The following is a 16,295-nucleotide window of genomic DNA, read 5'->3' as shown; positions in this document are numbered from 1 at the left end:
GGCGTTGCCGCCGGCGTCGCTGCAAGGGTCGAATCTGCGTATTCAGCGGTCACGGTCCGCTCCTGCCGGGTAGGGATGGGGGAGGTTCATGCGGCGAAGCGGTGGCTCCCGTGCGGGCGCGGGAACCGGGAGGGGCACGAGGGGAGGACCTCGGGCACGATCAGCGAGCACGAGCCGGCGGAATCGCCGACGACGGGCTGGGCTTCCAGGCCGCTGATCCCGAGGCGTTCGAGCGCCTCGATTCCCGCGATCTCGATGTGCTGCGCGCTGCTCGCATCGATCACGACGTTCGGCTCCTGCAGGATGCGGAAGCTACGGCGGACGATGGGCAGGAGAGCCCGGCAGTTCTCCTCCGTGAGGCACCCTCGCACTTCCATGCGTGCCCAGCGGAGGTCGATGTCCAGGCGGACGGTGATGCGCAATGTGTGGCTCATGGCCCAGGTCCTCCGAAGAGCGGTCCTCGATGCCCGGCTGCTCAAGCCCTTTAAGGCTAGGAGGAGCTGTCGGACCCGGGCGCGGAAGAATGGTGCTTGACAAGCACTGCGCCGGGCGACCATGGCGTGCTGAACACCAGGGTCGGAAGGGTCGGGGCGGAGCTACCGGCCCATCGGCTGCTCGAACGCCGCCCGCTCGGCGTCGACGAGGACGGCGGCGGGGTGCGGACCCGCGGCACGCAGGGCCGAGGTCCAGGACTCCGGCCACGGCGTCCTGCGTGCCGCGATGATGACGTTCCCGGCGCTCGCACCGCCGACCATGCCCGCCTCGGTGAGGACGGCCGTCGCGGTGGCCAGGGCGGAGAGCTGCCTGCTCTGCGCGCGGGCGAAGGCGAGCGGCGGGTCGTCGCCGACGTTGACGAGGACCACGCCGTCGTCGGCGCAGACCCTCAGGAGGTGCGCGGCGAAATCCGGGCTGGTGAGATGGGCGGGGGCGTCGGCCCCCGCGAAGATGTCCAGCACCACGGCGTCGAAGGCCGCATCCGGCTGCTCGAGCACGGCGTCGGCGGCGTCGCCGACGACGACCTCGCACACCGTGCCCTCGGCCAGCGGCATGGCATCGAGGACGAAGTCGACCAGTTCTGCTTCCAGGTCGACGGCGACCTGCACGGATCCCGGACGCGTCGCCTGGACGTACCGGACGAGGGTCAGGGCTCCCGCGCCCAGGTGCAGGATCCGCAGCGGAGCGCCCGGTGGCTTGACCAGGTCGAGAACCGCCGCCACGCGACGCAGGTACTCGTAGAACACCCGTTCCGGGTGGTGCACGTCGACATGCGACTGCTGCGCCCCTCCGATGCTGAGGATGAGCGCGCCGTCGATGTATGCGTCCTCGTCGATCTCGGCGTAGGCACCCGCGCCGGGAAGCCAGCGCGTGGGGACCTCGAACTCTTCGTCCGTGCCGGGAGCCGTGCTCACACGCGCTCCCGCAGGGTCGCGAGGCGCAGTGCGCCCTCCTCGATGACGTCGAACCGCTTGCAGAACGCGAACCGCAGCATCGAGCGCGTACGCCGGGCACCCTCCTCGTGGCAGAACATCGCCACGGGGATCGCCGCGACCCCGATCAGGGACGGCAGGCGCCGTGCCAGGTCCGTGGCGTCGTCGATACCCAGCGGCGCGACGTCGACCATCGTGAAGAACGTGCCCTCCGGCTCGAAGACCTCGAACCCGGCGGCACGGAGGCCCTCGCCGAGCAGGTCCCGCTTCTTCCGCAGCATGGCCGCGGCGGAGGTGAAGAACTCCTCGGGCAGCCCCAGCCCGAGGGCGACGGCTCCCTGGAACGGTGTTCCCGAGGTGTAGGTCAGGAAGGTCTTCACGGTACGGACCTGCGCCACGAGGTCGGCGGGTCCGCTGAGCCAGCCCACCTTCCAGCCCGTGACCGAGAAGGTCTTGCCCGCGGAGGAGATCGTGAGGGTGCGTTCCGCCGCCCCGGGCAGCGAGGCGATGGGGACGTGCGGCACACCGAAGGTCAGGTGCTCGTACACCTCGTCCGTCACGATGATGGCACCGTGGCGTTCCGCCAGCCGCACGATGAGCTCGAGCGCCGGCCGGGCGAGGACGCTGCCGGTCGGGTTGTGCGGATTGTTCACCACGACGATCCGCGTGCGCTCGTTGAACGCGGCCTCCAGGCTTGCCGCGTCCGGCTGGAAGTCCGGAGCGTTCAGCGGAGCGGTGGTGTGGGTGGCGCCCGAGAGCCCGATGACGGCCCCGTAGGAGTCGTAGAAGGGTTCGAAGGTCAGCACCTCGTCGCCCGGACCGGCGAAGGCGAGGATCGCCGCCGCGATCGACTCCGTGGCGCCCGTGCTGACGATCACCTCGGTCTGCGGATCGATGTGCAGTCCGTAGAAGCGTTCCTGGTGTGCGGCGATGGCATGGCGCAGGACGGCGAGGCCCTGACCGGGTGCGTACTGGTTGGCGCCGTCGGCGATCGCGGCACGGGCCGCGTCGAGGATCTCGCGTGGACCGTCCTCGTCCGGGAACCCCTGTCCGAGGTTGATCGCCGAGTGCTGCTGGGCGAGCGCCGTCACCTCCTCGAAGATGGTGATGCCGAGGGTGCCGTCGCCGCCGAGCAGGTTCGCACCGCGCGCGGCCCTCGTCCAGGGTGCCGTACTGCTGGTCGGAATGGCTGCCGCCCGCGCGTCTGTGGTCATGACACCAGTATCGCCGGTCCCGCGCGTCCGGCCGCAGACCGCCGTGCCCTCCGCGGTATGCCGGGGGGCGGGGTGTGCGCGCAGGTGGGGAGGACTGGGTACCGTGGGGGCATGAGCCGCGCCGTCTGCCCCGGATCGTTCGACCCCCTCCACAACGGACACATCGAGGTCATCGGTCGTGCCGCCCGGTTGTTCGACGAGGTGATTGTCGCCGTGTCGACCAACTACGCCAAGAAGTACCGGTTCGACGTCGACGAGCGCATCGCCTTCTGCCGCGACGGCCTCGCGCACCTGCCCGGCGTGACAGTGCTGCCCATGGGCCCCGGCCTCGTCGCCGACTTCTGCAGGGAGCACGGCGCGGCGGCACTCGTCAAAGGGCTGCGATCAGGGCTCGACTTCGACTACGAACTCCCCATGGCGACCATGAACCGCCACCTGACCGACGTCGAGACCGTCTTCGTCCCCACCGGTACGACGTTCGCCCATGTCTCCTCCACGCTGCTGAAGGAGGTCGCGTCCCTGGGCGGCGACGTCCGTCCGTTCGTTCCGGACGCCGTCTACCGTTCCCTGCACTGATCCGGCGGGGCCTCAGACCGGTCGAGCGCACGCCGGGCGGGCCAGGGCGGCGGCCAGTGCCGTGGTCTCCTCGACGAACCGTCCGAGCCACTCCAGGGCGTCGAGGTCCGGCGTCGATTCGGCCATGGTGACGTCGGCCTCGGAGCACTGGGAGATGTTCGTGGAGGCGCGAGTCACGTGGTAGGTCGAGGTGACGACGACGATCCTGTCCCAGCCGCGGTCGCGGGCGAGCGCGGCGATCGCACGCGCCTCGCCCCTCGTGGTCAGGGGATCCGAACGGAAGCAGGTCGTGCCTGGTAACTCCGCGGCGCACAGGGCATCGGCCGCGGAGTTGCCCGGCAGCCCCGTCGAGGAGAGCACGAGTTCGTCGGCGACGCCGCGCTCGATCAGCCGCTGGCCCGCGGGCAGCCTCTCGCCCGCGGCTCCGGCCAGCACCACCACCGCATCGGCCGTCCCGACCGTCCGCAGCGGAGGGTTGTAGAACAGCACATAGGCGAGGATCAGCCACGCGAGGAGACAGGCGGTGGCGATCCCGGCCGCTGTCCGCAGGGCGCGGACCGCCCGACGGCGACGCGGGTCAGCCGGTGCCGGGCGGGGATCGGACGTCATCGTCCGAGCGTAGACGGGTCCGCCCGTTTTGGGACTGCCCGCCTCATCGGGCTAGGATGGTACGTCGGTCATATGTTCTACAGGAGTCATCATCAACAGCGATCTCAGTTCGCCTTTGACTTTCAGCGTCAAGGATCTCGGACGCAGTCCGGGAAGCATGCGGACAGTGGAAGAACATGTACCGGCACCGAAGGATTTCGGCGTTGCGCTGATCGGCGTGCAGGAGGGTTCCGAGATGGAACTGGACCTGCGTTTCGAATCGGTGCACGAGGGAATCCTGGTGTCGGGTACGGCAAACGTCGAGGTAACCGGCGAGTGCGGCCGTTGCCTGGAGCCCCTGCGGTTCGACCGTGAGGTGGACGTCCAGGAGCTCTTCTTCTACAGCGACTCCGAGTCGCTGTCGGTGGAAGAGGAAGAAGATCAGCACAGGGTGGAGAACGATTCGGTCGATCTGGAACCCGTGCTGAGGGATGCAGTGGTTACGTCGCTGCCATTCCAGCCGGTGTGCCGGGAGGATTGCAAGGGTCTGTGCTCCGAATGCGGAGCGCAGCTCAATGACGATCCGGACCACCACCATGAAGTTTTGGACCCTCGCTGGTCAGCCCTCGCAGGGCTGACGGGCACCGCCGCCGGTAACGACGCGGCAACCAAGTCAGAGTCAGACGAGAGAGAAGAGAGTTAGCCGTGGCTGTCCCGAAGCGGAAGATGTCCCGCGCGAATACCCGTGCACGCCGGTCCCAGTGGAAGGCAACCGCCCCCAAGCTGGTCAAGACCCTCGAGAACGGTCGCGTCACCTACAGCCTCGCCCACCAGGCCAAGGTTGTCACCGATTCAGCCGGTACCCCGCTGTTCCTCGAGTACAAGGGCCGCAAGGTAGCCGACGTCTGACAACGGGGTGCGGCCCGCTGCATGCCCGGTGCTGCAGTGGGCACCCGTTCGATGCTGGATCAGCTGATGCGGTTGTGAAGAATACAGAAGAACTCACGAGGCGTCTCGGTGTCGATATCGACACCGAGACGCTTCGTCTTGCCCTGACGCACCGGTCCTACGCCTATGAGAAGGGCGGGATCCCCACCAACGAGCGGCTCGAATTCCTGGGCGACTCGGTGCTCGGCCTCTCGGTGACCGACGCCCTGTACCGGGACAACCCCGACCTCTCCGAGGGTGAGCTCGCCAAGCGGCGGTCCGCCGTCGTCAGCACCAGGGCGCTCGCCGGAGTGGCCCGCACGCTCGACCTCGGCAGTCACGTGCTGCTCGGACAGGGCGAGAAGCTCACCAACGGCCGGGACAAGGCATCCATCCTCGCGGACACCATGGAGGCCGTCATCGGTGCTGCCTACCTGAGCCACGGGATCGAGATCGCGAGGGCCATGGTCATGAGGCTCATCGGGCCGCTCCTGCGCGACTCCGCTGTCCTCGGCGAAGGCACGGACTGGAAGACCCGCATCCAGGAGACCGCGGCCGCCCGCCGGCTCGGCCTGATCGACTACCAGGTGGTGGGCGCCGGTCCCGACCACGCCCGTACGTTCACCGCGCGCCTCGTGATCGGCGGCGTCGAGTACGGCTCCGGGTGCGGCCACTCGAAGAAGGAGGCGGAGCAGGAGGCTGCTGCCGCCTCCTGGAAGCTGCTCGCACCCGGGCCCGGGACGACGCCCGACGGCGAACCGCACGACGCGCCCGCAGCGCCCCCCGGACCCTGAGTGCCTGAACTGCCCGAGGTCGAGGTGGTACGGCGTGGGCTGGCGCGCTGGGTCACGGGCCGCACCGTCGAGGCCGTCGAGGTGGTGGACCCGCGGTCGCTGCGACGCCACGTCGCAGGCGTCGAGGACTTCCGCGGCAACGTCACCGGAGCACGCGTCACGGACGTGGTGCGGCGCGGGAAGTTCCTCTGGATGACCCTCCAGGACCCGGACGCCCCCCGTGACGTCCCGCACGTCGCACTGATGGCGCACCTCGGCATGAGCGGTCAGCTGCTCATCGAGGAGTTGGAGGCCCCCCTCGAGAAACACCTGAAGGTGCGCCTTCGGCTCTCCACCGCCGTCGACGACGAGGGTGCCCCGCTCCCCGCCGACCTCCGGTTCGTCGACCAGAGGATCTTCGGGGGCATGTTCGTCGCCGATCTCGAGCCCACCGCCGACGGCGCGCCGGGTGGTCGCGGAGACACGGATCTGCCTCTCATCCCGCACCAGGCCGCGCACATCGCGCGTGACCCGCTCGATCCCGCGTTCTCCGTCGAATCCTTCCACCGGCGTCTCCGCGAGCGGAGGACGGGCCTCAAGCGTGCCCTCCTCGACCAGGGCCTCATCTCGGGGATCGGCAACATCTACGCGGACGAGGCGCTGTGGGCGGCGAGACTCCACTACGCGCGCCCCACGGACACTCTGCGCCGTCCCGACACCCTCCGTATCGTCGAGGCGGTCACCACGGTCATGACCCGGGCCCTGGACGCCGGTGGCACGAGTTTCGACGCGCTGTACGTCAACGTCAACGGCGCGTCGGGCTACTTCGCCCGCGACCTCGAAGCCTACGGCCGTGCCGGGCAACCCTGCCGTCGCTGCGCAGCCGAAGGGCGCTCGACCCTCATCCGGCGCGAAGCCTTCATGAACAGGTCATCGTCCCTCTGCCCGTACTGCCAGCCGAGGCCGCGGAACGCTCGGGCCTAGTCGGCGCGGGGGGATTATGGCACCGTCGGCGCCGTAACCCAAACGTGACAACCGGAAGCTCAACGGGTACCGTTGACCCCGCGCCCGCTCCACAACGGAGGGGCGCCCCTCCTCACTCTGCCTAACCCTGTCGATGAGGACGGACCGTTCGCACTACACATTCGACAGGGGCGGGGGAACCGATAGCGGACTCAGTCCTGAGTCCTAGGGGTAAAGACGCGTGTCGACCAGCGCATGTTCGCTGGAACGAGAACAGCACGTCCGGATGTCCCATCCGAACCCGACAGCTAACTTCGCAGGCATTGGGAAAGGCATGATCATGTCCAAGAGCACTTCAGCGCGCCACCGGGCCGTCCCCACGCGCACCAACCCCCTTCTCACCGCCTCCCGCGCGATCTCCGCGAGTGCCTCGGTGGCCGGCAAGCCCGCCGCCGTCGTCGTCGCAGCATCCGGGATCATGTTCGGCGCAGCGCTCCCCGCGAGTGCCGCAGGCGAGATCACCCTGCAGGCCGCACCCGAGCAGGTCGCGGCGTCCACCGTCGCGGCGGGCACCTACACCGTCCAGGCCGGCGACACGCTGGGCAGCATCGCTGCCTCGCACGGCGTCGGCCTCGACACGCTGTTCACGGCCAACGGACTCGGCTACAGCTCGGTCATCTACCCGGGTCAGGCCCTCGCGCTCACCGGTACTGCCGCTCCCCAGCAGTACTCCGCCCAGTCCGCAACGATCGTCGCTGCCCCCGCAGCGATCGCGGCACCGGCACCCGTGGCGGCACCCGCACCCGTGGCAGCACCCGCAGTCTTCTCGGGGAACACCACCGGACTCAGCACGCAGTCCGCCTCGATCAGCCCCGCCGGCGGAGGCATCGTCGGCACGGCCATGCAGGGCATCGGCTCGGGCTACGTGTACGGCGGAACCTCGTTCGGCGGCTGGGACTGCTCCGGCTTCGTGCAGTGGGTCTACGCGCAGAACGGCATCAGCCTGCCGCGCACCACTTGGTCGCAGTTCGCTGCTCTCACCCCCACCAGCAACCCGCAGCCGGGCGACCTGGTGAGCCAGAACGGTGGAAGCCACGTCGGTATCTACCTCGGCAACGGCCAGATGGTCAGCGCCCTGAACCCCTCGCAGGGCACGCTGGTGCACTCGGTCAACGCCATGTCGGTGGACGGGTACTACACCCGCTAGGAATCGCGACCGGCGTCAGCCGGTCGTCCCAGGTACAGGTACGCAGAAGGGCGGGATGCGGGGCATCCCGCCCTTCCGCGTACCCGGCGAGAGGCCGTGGCGGCGCGTTCCCGCCCGGGCCCGCGTCCTCAGCCGCCGTAGTGCGCCGCGAGGCGCTGGAACCCCTGGTCGATGCTGACCCCCGGCGTCCAGTCGAGCACGGCCCGGGTCCGCCGCTGGTCGAACCAGTGTGCGGTGGACAGCTGTTCGGCCAGGAAGCGGGTCATGGGCGGCTCCTCGGCGCGGCCGAGCGCCAGCCAGGCGCGTTCGATGACCGTCCCCGCCGCCCGTGCTACCGATCCGGGCACCGACCATGCCGGTGGGCGGACGCCGGCGGCGCGGCAGATCCCTGCGAGCAGCTCCGCGATGGGCCGCGGCTCACCGTTGGTCACGACGAAGGCCTGGCCCTGCGCCTCGCCGATACGGGCGAGGCAGGCGACGATCGCCGACGCCGCGTTGTCCACGTAGGTGGTGTCGATCAGTGCGGTGCCACCGTCGAGCAGCGGCAGCCGTCCCCGCCGGGCCCGGTCGACGACGCGCTCGACGAGCTGCGTGTCACCGGGTCCCCAGACGATGTGCGGGCGCACCGCGGCGACGCGGAACGACGCCGTGGAGCGTCGCAGCGCCAGCACCTCCGCCGCGGCCTTGGTCCGGGCGTAGTCGCCTCGTGCGGTCCCCGGGTCCGCGGGACCGGCGGACGCGCCGACCAGGGACGTGCCGTCGTGCGCCACGGAGGGCGAGGAGACGTGGACGACGTCGGGGATGCCGGCGCGCCGGGCGGCATCGAGCAGGCGCCGGGTCCCGTCCACGTTGGTCCTGTCGAAGTCGGCGGCGCGGCCGGTGAAGGAGACCTTCGCCGCGAGGTGGATCACGGCGTCGCACCCCCGGACCGCGGCGGTCACCGCCGCGTCGTCCTCGATGGAGCCCAGTACGTCGGCGGCACCGACGACACCCGACGGGCGGCGCTGGAAGCACCGAACGTCGTGGCCGTCGGCGAGGAGCTGTCCGGCGACCGCGCGGCCGAGCATCCCGCTGGCGCCCGTCACGAGGACGGTCACAGGGAGCCGGCCCGCCCGCCGGCGAGGAACCGTCCGCTCCAGGCCGCGACCCGTGCGCGGTCGATCTTCGCATTGTGCCGGATGTCCACCGGCAGCGCGGGGACCGAGACGACCGCAGCGAGGTCCACGCCGCGCGCGCCGGCCGCATCGCGGGCGGCAGCGGCGAGCGACGCATCAGCGAGCCGGGGGCGACGACGACCCGGCGTCGTCGTCTCGACGACCGCCACCACAGCCTGCGCGCCGGAGGGGCCGACGCCGACGACAGCGGCGAGGCGGACGCCGTCGAGTGCCTCCAGCGACTGCTCGAGTCCCACCGGGGTCACCACCCCTCCCGGTGCGGTGATGACGTGGCCGAGCCGTCCTTCGACCCAGAGGCGGCCGTCGGCGTCGAAGTGGCCGACATCGCCGGTGCGATGCCACGGGCGCGTCCGTGCCGAGTCCTCCTGGGTGCGCCAGAGGCGGAAGTAGCGATCCTTGACGTGCGGAGCGTCGACGAGGATCTCGCCCGTCACGCCGGGAGTCCCGGTGGCTTCGCCGGTTGCCTCACCCGTGCCGTCGAGCGGGCTGACCGCGACGCGTGCGCCGTGCACCGGGAGACCCACGCACACGCCGTTGCCGGCGCCGTCCAGTCCCGCCTCGGCCGCCGTCGCGGCGGCCCGGATGCCGTCGAGGTCGATATCGGCGACGAGGAGGGACTCGGTCATGCCGTAGGGCGTGTGGAGGGCCGCGGACGGGACGAGTGCCTGGACCTCCTCGAGCAGCGGTACCGGGATCGGCGCCCCGGCGGAGAGCATCAGGGTAATCCGCTCCAGAGCCGACCGGCCGGCCGCAGGGAGGTCGGCCGACGTCGCCAGGACGTTGCGCAGCGCCGCCGGCGACGCGAAGACGACGGTGGCGTCGATCGCGGCCGCGGCATCGGCCAGTGCCCGCGCCGTCAGGGTCCGCGGGGCGGTGACGTCCATGGCCGGGGTCACCGACGTCGCGCCGAGGGCCGGGCCGAGCAGGGCGAAGGGTGCGAATCCTGCGACGAGAGAGGCGCCCGGTCCCAGCCCGAGGGTGGATTCCACGGCGTCGCGCATGGCCGAGAGCCGGCGGTGCGTGTACACCACGCCCTTGGCCGGACCGGTGGACCCGGAGGTGAAGAGGATGGCGGCGTCGGTGTCCGGCGCGGGCGCGGCGCGCGGTGCTCCGGCGACCGGCCGGGCGGCACGGAGGTCGTTCAAGGACGCCTCGACGCGCAGCGCCTTCTTCTTAGCGGCAGGCAGGGGAGCGGCACTGATCCGCCGACCCGGCCAGCCGAAGGCCCGGGCTGCGAGGAGGGCGTGTTCGATGCCGATCACGACGTCGGGTGCGGACCCCTTGACGGCACGGTTGAGGCCGCGCGCGCCGAGGCCGGCATCGGCGACGACGATCACGGCGCCGATCTGCAGGCAGGCGTAGATCAGGACGGTGAGGTCCACTCCGGGCGGGACGAGCAGGCTGACCCTGCTGCCCGCACCGTAGCCGAGCGCGGTGAGGCCGGCGGCCACGGCGTCGACGTCGTCGGAGAGCTCGCGCCAGGTCAGCGTCCGCGGCGTGCCCGCGGGAGCCATCTCGGCGACCGCCGTCGTCCCTGCCTCGGGACCGGCGGCGAGCTCGGTGATCCGCCGGCCCAGCGGGGTGTAGGGACGGTCCTCCGGGGCGCTGTCGCCGGACCGGTCCGGTCGGGGCACGCCCACGGACCGGATGCCGAGCCACTCCATGGCGGTCGACGCCGTGTCGGCGTCCTCCTGCACCAGGTGGCCGGCCTGCTCGAAACGATGGATGTCCGCGGCGGGGAGGCGGCGGGCGAGGTCCTCGAGGTAGGGGTCCGAGAAGATCGGGTCGTGCGGGCCCCACATCATCAGCACGGGCACGGCCAGGCTGCGGATGCCCTCCGCGACCGCGGTGAGGGCGGCGAAGCTCGGGTGGGACGGGTCGGCGGGGATGTCGGAGACGAAATTGGCGATGCCCTCGCGGGCTGCCGACGTACGGTACGGGTCGCGGAACGCGCGGCGGACCCCACGCTCCAGCGCCGGCCGGGCGAGGGAGAGGGTCACGTCGAGGAAGGCCGTGCTGGTCCTCGTGCCCAGGCCGTGCACGCCGGGTGCCAGGGCGAGCCGCAGGGGTGCCGGGATGGGCCGGGCCGGATCCTGGTGGATGGCCGTGTTGGTCAGGATCACGCCCGCCAGGTCCCTGCGGTTGCGGTCGGCGTAGCCGAGGCTGACGACGCCGCCCCAGTCGTGCCCCACCGTGACCACGGGACCCGCGAGGCCGACGGCGGCGACGAAATCCTCGAGGTCGGTGATGCGGTGTTCGAGGCGCCGGAACGCGCCGGTGCGGTCGGAGTAGCCCATGTCGAGCTGGTCCACCGCGATTACGCGCCAGCCGGCCGTGCGACCGGCAGCGAGGTAGCTCCGCCACAGGTAGGACCAGGTGGGATTGCCGTGGACGCACAGGAGCGTTCCCGTGACCTCGTCATCGGCACCTGCGCCGAGCCCGTTGTCGAGGTAGTGCCAGCGGTGGCTGGTTCCCGGGGCGTCGGCCCCGCTGGTCGAGGGCACGTCGATGTACGCCGACCACGAGGGGTCGACGCCGGGGAGTTCTACCACGCAATCTCCATCATGGAGGTGTTCAGGCCCGAGCCGACGCCCAGGCACAGCACCCGGTCCCCGGGGGTGAGGGACTGCGACTCCTGGGCGAGGGTCATCGGCAGGGAGGCCGGCCCCACGTTGCCCCAGTGCGGGAAGGTGATCGGGACGCGCTCACGCTCGAGGTCGACGGCCTTGATGATGGCGTTGGTGTAGGAGTTGGAGACCTGGTGGGTGACGTAGCGGTCCATCGCGTCCCACGCCCAGCCGTCCGCCTGCGCCTCGTGCCACGCCGTGACGACGAGCTCCAGGCCGCCGTCGAGCAGTCCCTTCGTGTCGGTGTACATCCCGTCGATGCCGCCGACGCACAGCTCGTGGTGCTGCGTCCCCGCACGGGAGACGCCGCCGAGGATGCGGTGGGACCCGGGGTGGGCGTCGGCCGGGCCGATGACCGCGGCGGCCGCGCCGGAGCCGAGCGTGAGGGTCGCGAACTCGCTCAGGAAATCCTCGCGCGTCGAGTCCTCGCGGTTGAGGCGCTTGAAGGTGGCCTCCTGGGTCCGCTGGGCGTCCTCGCCGGCGACGATCAGGGCGTACTTGATCTGGCCGGAATCGATCATGTTCGCGGCGAGGGTCATCCCGTTGACGAACCCGAGGCAGGCGTTGGCCAGGTCGAAGTTCATCGCGGACGAGGGCAGCCCCAGCGAGTGGTGGATCTTCACGGCGACCGAGGGTTCGAGGTTGCGGCGGGTCACCGACGTGTTGATGAGCAGCCCGACGTCGCCCGGCTCGATACCGGCCTCGGCCATGGCCTTGGCCCCCGCCTCGATCGCGGCGTCGTCGAAATCGGACCCGGGAGACCACCAACGCCGTTCCGTCACCCCGGCCACGCGTTCGAGGAGCCGCTTCGAGAGGCGGAGCCTCTTCAGGCTGGGGGCCAGTCGTTCGTCGAACTCGGCGGAACTGACGACTACCGGCGCCTCCACACTCGTGACGGCGAGCAAGGCCGTGTTTTCATGTCGAAACGTCGCGTTACCGGTCAAATTTCCTGCCTCGTCAACTGGTCAGCGCCGGTGGTTGGCCGTGAGGGACCCACGAATGGATCGGCCCGGACGCCTCTGAATACTGGATACTGCTGAAACTTTTGTAAGCCTACTTCTGATTGCATCGGGCGGTCACGCCGAAATCGTGCGCGTCCATGGTGTTGCCTGCCCAATACTCCGCACAGTCGGTGCGTTCCAGTAGATTGGGGAGGTCCCATTCCACCTGGAGATCCTGACACTGTGCATCTGAAGAGTCTAACCGTGCGGGGGTTCAAGTCTTTCGCCTCGGCGACCACCTTCGACTTCGAGCCCGGCGTCACCGCCGTCGTCGGTCCGAACGGCTCGGGCAAGTCCAACGTGGTCGACGCCCTCGCCTGGGTGATGGGGGAGCAGGGCGCAAAGACCCTGCGCGGCGGCAAGATGGAGGACGTCATCTTCGCCGGGACGTCCGGCCGTGCCCCGCTGGGACGGGCCCACGTCTCGCTCACCATCGACAACGCGGACGGCGCCCTGCCGATCGAGTACTCCGAAGTGACCATCTCCCGCACCCTCTTCCGCGCCGGCGGGTCCGAGTACGCCATCAACGGCAAGAACTGCCGCCTGCTCGACATCCAGGAACTCCTCTCGGACTCGGGGCTCGGTCGCGAGATGCACGTGATCGTGGGCCAGGGCCAGCTCGACAAGGTGCTGCACGCGACACCCGAGGAGCGCAGGGGCTTCATCGAGGAGGCCGCCGGCATCCTGAAGCACCGCCGCCGCCGGGAGAAGACCGTGCGGAAGCTGGACGCAATGCAGGCCAACCTCGCGCGGCTGTCCGACCTCACGGCCGAACTGCGACGGCAACTGACCCCGCTGGGGAAGCAGGCCGAGGTCGCCCGCCGGGCGCAGCAGGTGCAGTTCGCGGTCCGCGACGCGCGATCCCGGCTGCTCGCGGACGAGCTGGTGACCCTCCGGTCCGGTTTCGAGCGGGACGTCGCCGCGGAGGCGGCGCTCCAGGCGCGTCGCGAGGAGGTCGAGAAGACCCTCGGCGCCGGGCAGGAACGCCAGGCGGACCTCGAGCGGGCCGCGGCGGCGTCCGTCCCGGCCCTGAACAGGGCGCGGGAGACCTGGTACGCCCTGTCGAGTGCGCGCGAGAGGCTCTCCGCGCTCGCCGCCCGCGCAGAGGACCGGGGGCACCTCCTCGGCCAGGGGGGCACGGAACCCGAGTCGGGGCGTGACCCCGACTCCCTCGACCGGCAGGCCGAGCGTGTCCGTACCGAGGTGGCCGCGCTGCAGGACGAGGTGGCGTCGCTGGGACGCGTGCTCGAGGAGACACTCACTGCCCGCCGCGTCGCCGAGGACGCCGCATCGGCCGAGGATGCCCGGCTCGCCCGGCTGCTCCGCGCCGCGGCCGACCGGCGCGAGGGCGATGCGCGGCTCGCGGGCACGGTGGGAGCCGCACGCTCCCGCGTCGAGGCAGCCGTCGCCGAACTCGGCCGCCTCCGCGCGTCCATCGCTGCTGCCGAGGAGCGTCGCAGCACCGCCGAGCGTGACTTCACGGCGCTCGAGAGCCAGGTGGCCGGGGACGAGGAGGGCGAGGAGGGCCTCGACGCCGAGTACGAGGAGGCATCGGCCGTCCTCGCGTCCATCACGGACGGGCTGCGGATCCTCGTCGATGAGGAACGCTCCGCGGAGCGGGACCGCGGCGCACTGGCCGCGCGGCTGGAGGCGCAGCGCGAAGGCCTGCAGCAGCGTGACGGGTCCGGTGCCCTCCTGGCCGCCGGGCTCGACGGCGTGTCCATGCCGCTCGCCCAGCTGCTGCAGGTCGCTCCGGGCTTCGAGAAGGCCGTCGCCGCTGCCCTCGGTGCGCGGGCCGACGCCGTGACGGTGGAGGGCATCGCCGCTGCCGTCGACGCCCTGCAGCTCCTGAAGACCGAGGACGCCGGCCAGGTCTCGCTCGTCGTCGCCACCGGCGCGGTGGAGGGCGGGCTCCAGGCGAAGGCGGAGTTCGGGCCGGCGCTCCGGGATTCCGACGACCCCGTCCCCGTGCTGTCCGTCGTGACCGTTCCGCCGCCGCTCCGGGCCGCGCTCGAGAGCCTGCTGGACGGCGTCGTCGTGGTCACGGACCTCGCCCACGCCCGGGCTGTGATCGAGGACGGCAGCACCCCGGTCGCCGTCACGCGCGACGGGGACGTCCTGTCCCGGTATTCCGCAACGGGCGGCACCCCCGGCGCGGCGGGCTATCTCGAACTCCGCGCGGCCGCCGAGGAGACGGAGGAACGGCTCGCGCAGGCGGTCGCCTCGACCGAGCGCCTGCGCTTCCGGCTCTCGGGGGCGAGGACCGAACGGGACGCCGCGCAGCAGCGGGTGGACGCCGCGCTCGAGCGACTCCACGAATCAGACGCGCGGATGGCCGCCGTCGCCGAGAGGCTCGGCCGGCTCAACGCGGGCCTGCGGTCGGCCTCCGGGGAGGCCGAACGACTGACGGCCCTGATGCACGCAGCCGAGGCGAACCTCGCCCAGGAGGAGACACGACTCGAGGATGCGGCGCGGCGACTCCGGGAGCTGCAGGAGCAGCCCGTCGAGGCCGAACCCTCCACCGGGCAGCGCGACGCCCTGCACCGTGCAGCGGTCGACGCGCGCCAGGCCGAGCTGGAGGCCCGCCTCGCCCTGCGCAGCCGCGAGGAGCAGCTGTCCGCGCTCGCCAACCGGGCGGCATCGCTGGAGCGCGCGGCGCAGTCCGAGCGCCGCGCGCGGGAGCAGGCCGCGGAGAAGGCGAGGATCCGGCGGGCCCAGGCACTCAAGGCCGCCGCCGTCGCGCGGGCCGCCCGCCACGCCGAACGGCTCGCCGCAGGATCGGTCGAGGTCGCCGTGCAGCAGCGGGACGCCGCGGAGCGCCTGCGTGAGCAGCAGGACGCGGAGCTGCAGGAGGTCCGCGCGACGAACGCCGACCTCGGCGTCGAGCTCGCCCGCCTGACCGACTCCGTGCACCGCGACGAGCTTGCACGCACGCAGCAGAGGCTCCGTATCGAAGCGCTCGAGAACCGGTCCATCGAGGAGCTCGGCCTGACGCCGGACCACCTCGTCGACGAGTTCGGTCCGCACCTGCCGGTGCCGGAGGACTCCGCCGGCGGTGACAAGTGGGCTGCACTGCGGGCACCAGTCGACGACGACGGCAATCCGGTGCCGCAGGGCGTCCCGTTCGTCCGCGAGCAGCAGGAGAAGCGGCTGAAGCGTGCCGAACGCGACCTCGCGGCGCTGGGCAAGGTCAATCCGCTCGCCCTCGAGGAATTCGCGGCGCTCGAGGAACGCCACCAGTTCCTCAGCACCCAGCTGGCGGACCTCAAGGCGACCCGCAAGGACCTGCTGGACATCATCCGGGAGGTCGACGAGCGCGTGGAGCAGGTGTTCACGGCCGCTTACCGCGACACGGCGGAGCAGTTCGAGCGCGTGTTCGCGACCCTGTTCCCGGGCGGCGAAGGCAGGCTCGTGCTCACGGATCCCTCCGACATGCTCACCACCGGCATCGAGGTCGAGGCCCGGCCCGCGGGCAAGAAGATCAAGCGGCTGTCGCTGCTGTCCGGCGGCGAGCGGTCGCTGACCGCCGTGGCGCTCCTCGTGGCGATCTTCAAGGCACGGCCATCGCCGTTCTACGTCATGGACGAGGTGGAAGCCGCCCTCGACGACACCAACCTCGGCCGCCTGATCACGATCTTCCGGGAGCTCCGGGAGTCGAGCCAGCTGATCATCATCACGCACCAGAAACGGACGATGGAGGTGGCCGACGCGCTCTACGGAGTCACGATGCGCGGCGACGGCGTGTCCACCGTCATCAGCCAGCGCCTCGCGGCCGAGGTCGAGCAGGTCCTCACCTAGCCGTACCGCCCGTTCCGCC

The 16,295-nt window shown here is 71.1% G+C and carries 14 protein-coding genes and 1 riboswitch; of the genes, 7 read left to right on the top strand and 7 right to left on the bottom strand.

Annotated features, from left to right (window positions below; genetic code table 11):
* Positions 1–86: 86 nt before the first annotated feature.
* From AC0Z9V_RS03445 to AC0Z9V_RS03435, 3 genes are all read right to left on the bottom strand, one after another.
* The gene (locus AC0Z9V_RS03445; protein ID WP_485140698.1) at positions 87–434 is read right to left on the bottom strand and encodes a hypothetical protein; all 348 of its coding nucleotides are present in this window, start codon (positions 432–434) and stop codon (positions 87–89) included.
* A 162-nt stretch (positions 435–596) separates the two neighbouring features.
* Positions 597–1,409, bottom strand: coding sequence for a spermidine synthase (locus tag AC0Z9V_RS03440; RefSeq protein ID WP_485140697.1), 813 nt, complete (start codon positions 1,407–1,409; stop codon positions 597–599).
* On the bottom strand, positions 1,406–2,641 hold the full coding sequence (locus tag AC0Z9V_RS03435) for an aminotransferase class I/II-fold pyridoxal phosphate-dependent enzyme (protein WP_485140696.1): 1,236 nt from the start codon (positions 2,639–2,641) through the stop codon (positions 1,406–1,408). Before AC0Z9V_RS03435 ends, AC0Z9V_RS03440 begins: the two co-directional genes overlap by 4 nt.
* A 111-nt stretch (positions 2,642–2,752) precedes the next feature.
* Between AC0Z9V_RS03435 and coaD the strand changes: the two genes are divergently transcribed.
* Complete coding sequence (gene coaD, locus AC0Z9V_RS03430; RefSeq protein ID WP_133080710.1) at positions 2,753–3,217, top strand: pantetheine-phosphate adenylyltransferase; 465 nt, start codon at positions 2,753–2,755, stop codon at positions 3,215–3,217.
* 12 nt (positions 3,218–3,229) lie between these two features.
* Here coaD and AC0Z9V_RS03425 read toward each other — a convergent pair whose 3' ends face one another.
* Positions 3,230–3,826: a YdcF family protein gene (locus AC0Z9V_RS03425; RefSeq protein ID WP_133080709.1), complete on the bottom strand. Its 597-nt coding sequence runs from the start codon at positions 3,824–3,826 to the stop codon at positions 3,230–3,232.
* A gap of 115 nt (positions 3,827–3,941) precedes the next feature.
* Between AC0Z9V_RS03425 and AC0Z9V_RS03420 the strand changes: the two genes are divergently transcribed.
* The 5 genes from AC0Z9V_RS03420 to AC0Z9V_RS03400 all read left to right on the top strand — a co-directional run bounded on the left by AC0Z9V_RS03420 (position 3,942) and on the right by AC0Z9V_RS03400 (position 7,675).
* Positions 3,942–4,508 carry a YceD family protein gene (locus AC0Z9V_RS03420; RefSeq protein ID WP_133080708.1) on the top strand — a complete coding sequence of 189 codons (567 nt, stop codon included), beginning with the start codon at positions 3,942–3,944 and terminating at the stop codon, positions 4,506–4,508.
* Positions 4,509–4,510: 2 nt separating this feature from the next.
* Complete coding sequence (rpmF, locus tag AC0Z9V_RS03415) at positions 4,511–4,714, top strand: 50S ribosomal protein L32 (protein WP_043445822.1); 204 nt, start codon at positions 4,511–4,513, stop codon at positions 4,712–4,714.
* A gap of 74 nt (positions 4,715–4,788) precedes the next feature.
* The gene (gene rnc / locus AC0Z9V_RS03410) at positions 4,789–5,526 is read left to right on the top strand and encodes a ribonuclease III (RefSeq protein WP_133080707.1); all 738 of its coding nucleotides are present in this window, start codon (positions 4,789–4,791) and stop codon (positions 5,524–5,526) included.
* Positions 5,527–6,489 carry a bifunctional DNA-formamidopyrimidine glycosylase/DNA-(apurinic or apyrimidinic site) lyase gene (mutM, locus tag AC0Z9V_RS03405; protein ID WP_485140695.1) on the top strand — a complete coding sequence of 321 codons (963 nt, stop codon included), beginning with the start codon at positions 5,527–5,529 and terminating at the stop codon, positions 6,487–6,489. It abuts the gene before it with no gap.
* Positions 6,490–6,621: 132 nt separating this feature from the next.
* Positions 6,622–6,806: riboswitch (cyclic di-AMP (ydaO/yuaA leader) on the top strand.
* Between the two features lie 2 nt (positions 6,807–6,808).
* Complete coding sequence (locus tag AC0Z9V_RS03400; RefSeq protein WP_485140694.1) at positions 6,809–7,675, top strand: C40 family peptidase; 867 nt, start codon at positions 6,809–6,811, stop codon at positions 7,673–7,675.
* A 128-nt stretch (positions 7,676–7,803) separates the two neighbouring features.
* Here AC0Z9V_RS03400 and AC0Z9V_RS03395 read toward each other — a convergent pair whose 3' ends face one another.
* From AC0Z9V_RS03395 to AC0Z9V_RS03385, 3 genes are read right to left on the bottom strand one after another with little or no spacing between them, the layout of a single operon-like run.
* The gene (locus AC0Z9V_RS03395; RefSeq protein ID WP_459290094.1) at positions 7,804–8,772 is read right to left on the bottom strand and encodes an NAD-dependent epimerase/dehydratase family protein; all 969 of its coding nucleotides are present in this window, start codon (positions 8,770–8,772) and stop codon (positions 7,804–7,806) included.
* Positions 8,769–11,402, bottom strand: coding sequence for an alpha/beta fold hydrolase (locus AC0Z9V_RS03390; protein ID WP_485140693.1), 2,634 nt, complete (start codon positions 11,400–11,402; stop codon positions 8,769–8,771). Before AC0Z9V_RS03390 ends, AC0Z9V_RS03395 begins: the two co-directional genes overlap by 4 nt.
* A complete protein-coding gene (locus AC0Z9V_RS03385) occupies positions 11,396–12,421 on the bottom strand; it encodes a 3-oxoacyl-ACP synthase III (RefSeq protein ID WP_459268126.1) in 1,026 nt (341 codons plus the stop codon). Before AC0Z9V_RS03385 ends, AC0Z9V_RS03390 begins: the two co-directional genes overlap by 7 nt.
* Before the next feature lie 240 nt (positions 12,422–12,661).
* Here AC0Z9V_RS03385 and smc point away from each other — a divergent pair, with 240 nt between their 5' ends.
* Positions 12,662–16,276 (top strand): chromosome segregation protein SMC, encoded by a 3,615-nt coding sequence (smc, locus tag AC0Z9V_RS03380; RefSeq protein WP_485140692.1) that lies wholly within the window; start codon positions 12,662–12,664, stop codon positions 16,274–16,276.
* Positions 16,277–16,295: the final 19 nt, after the last annotated feature.

This window comes from Arthrobacter sp. UYP4, assembly GCF_057291175.1.
This window is presented reverse-complemented; position numbering and strand designations above follow the sequence as displayed.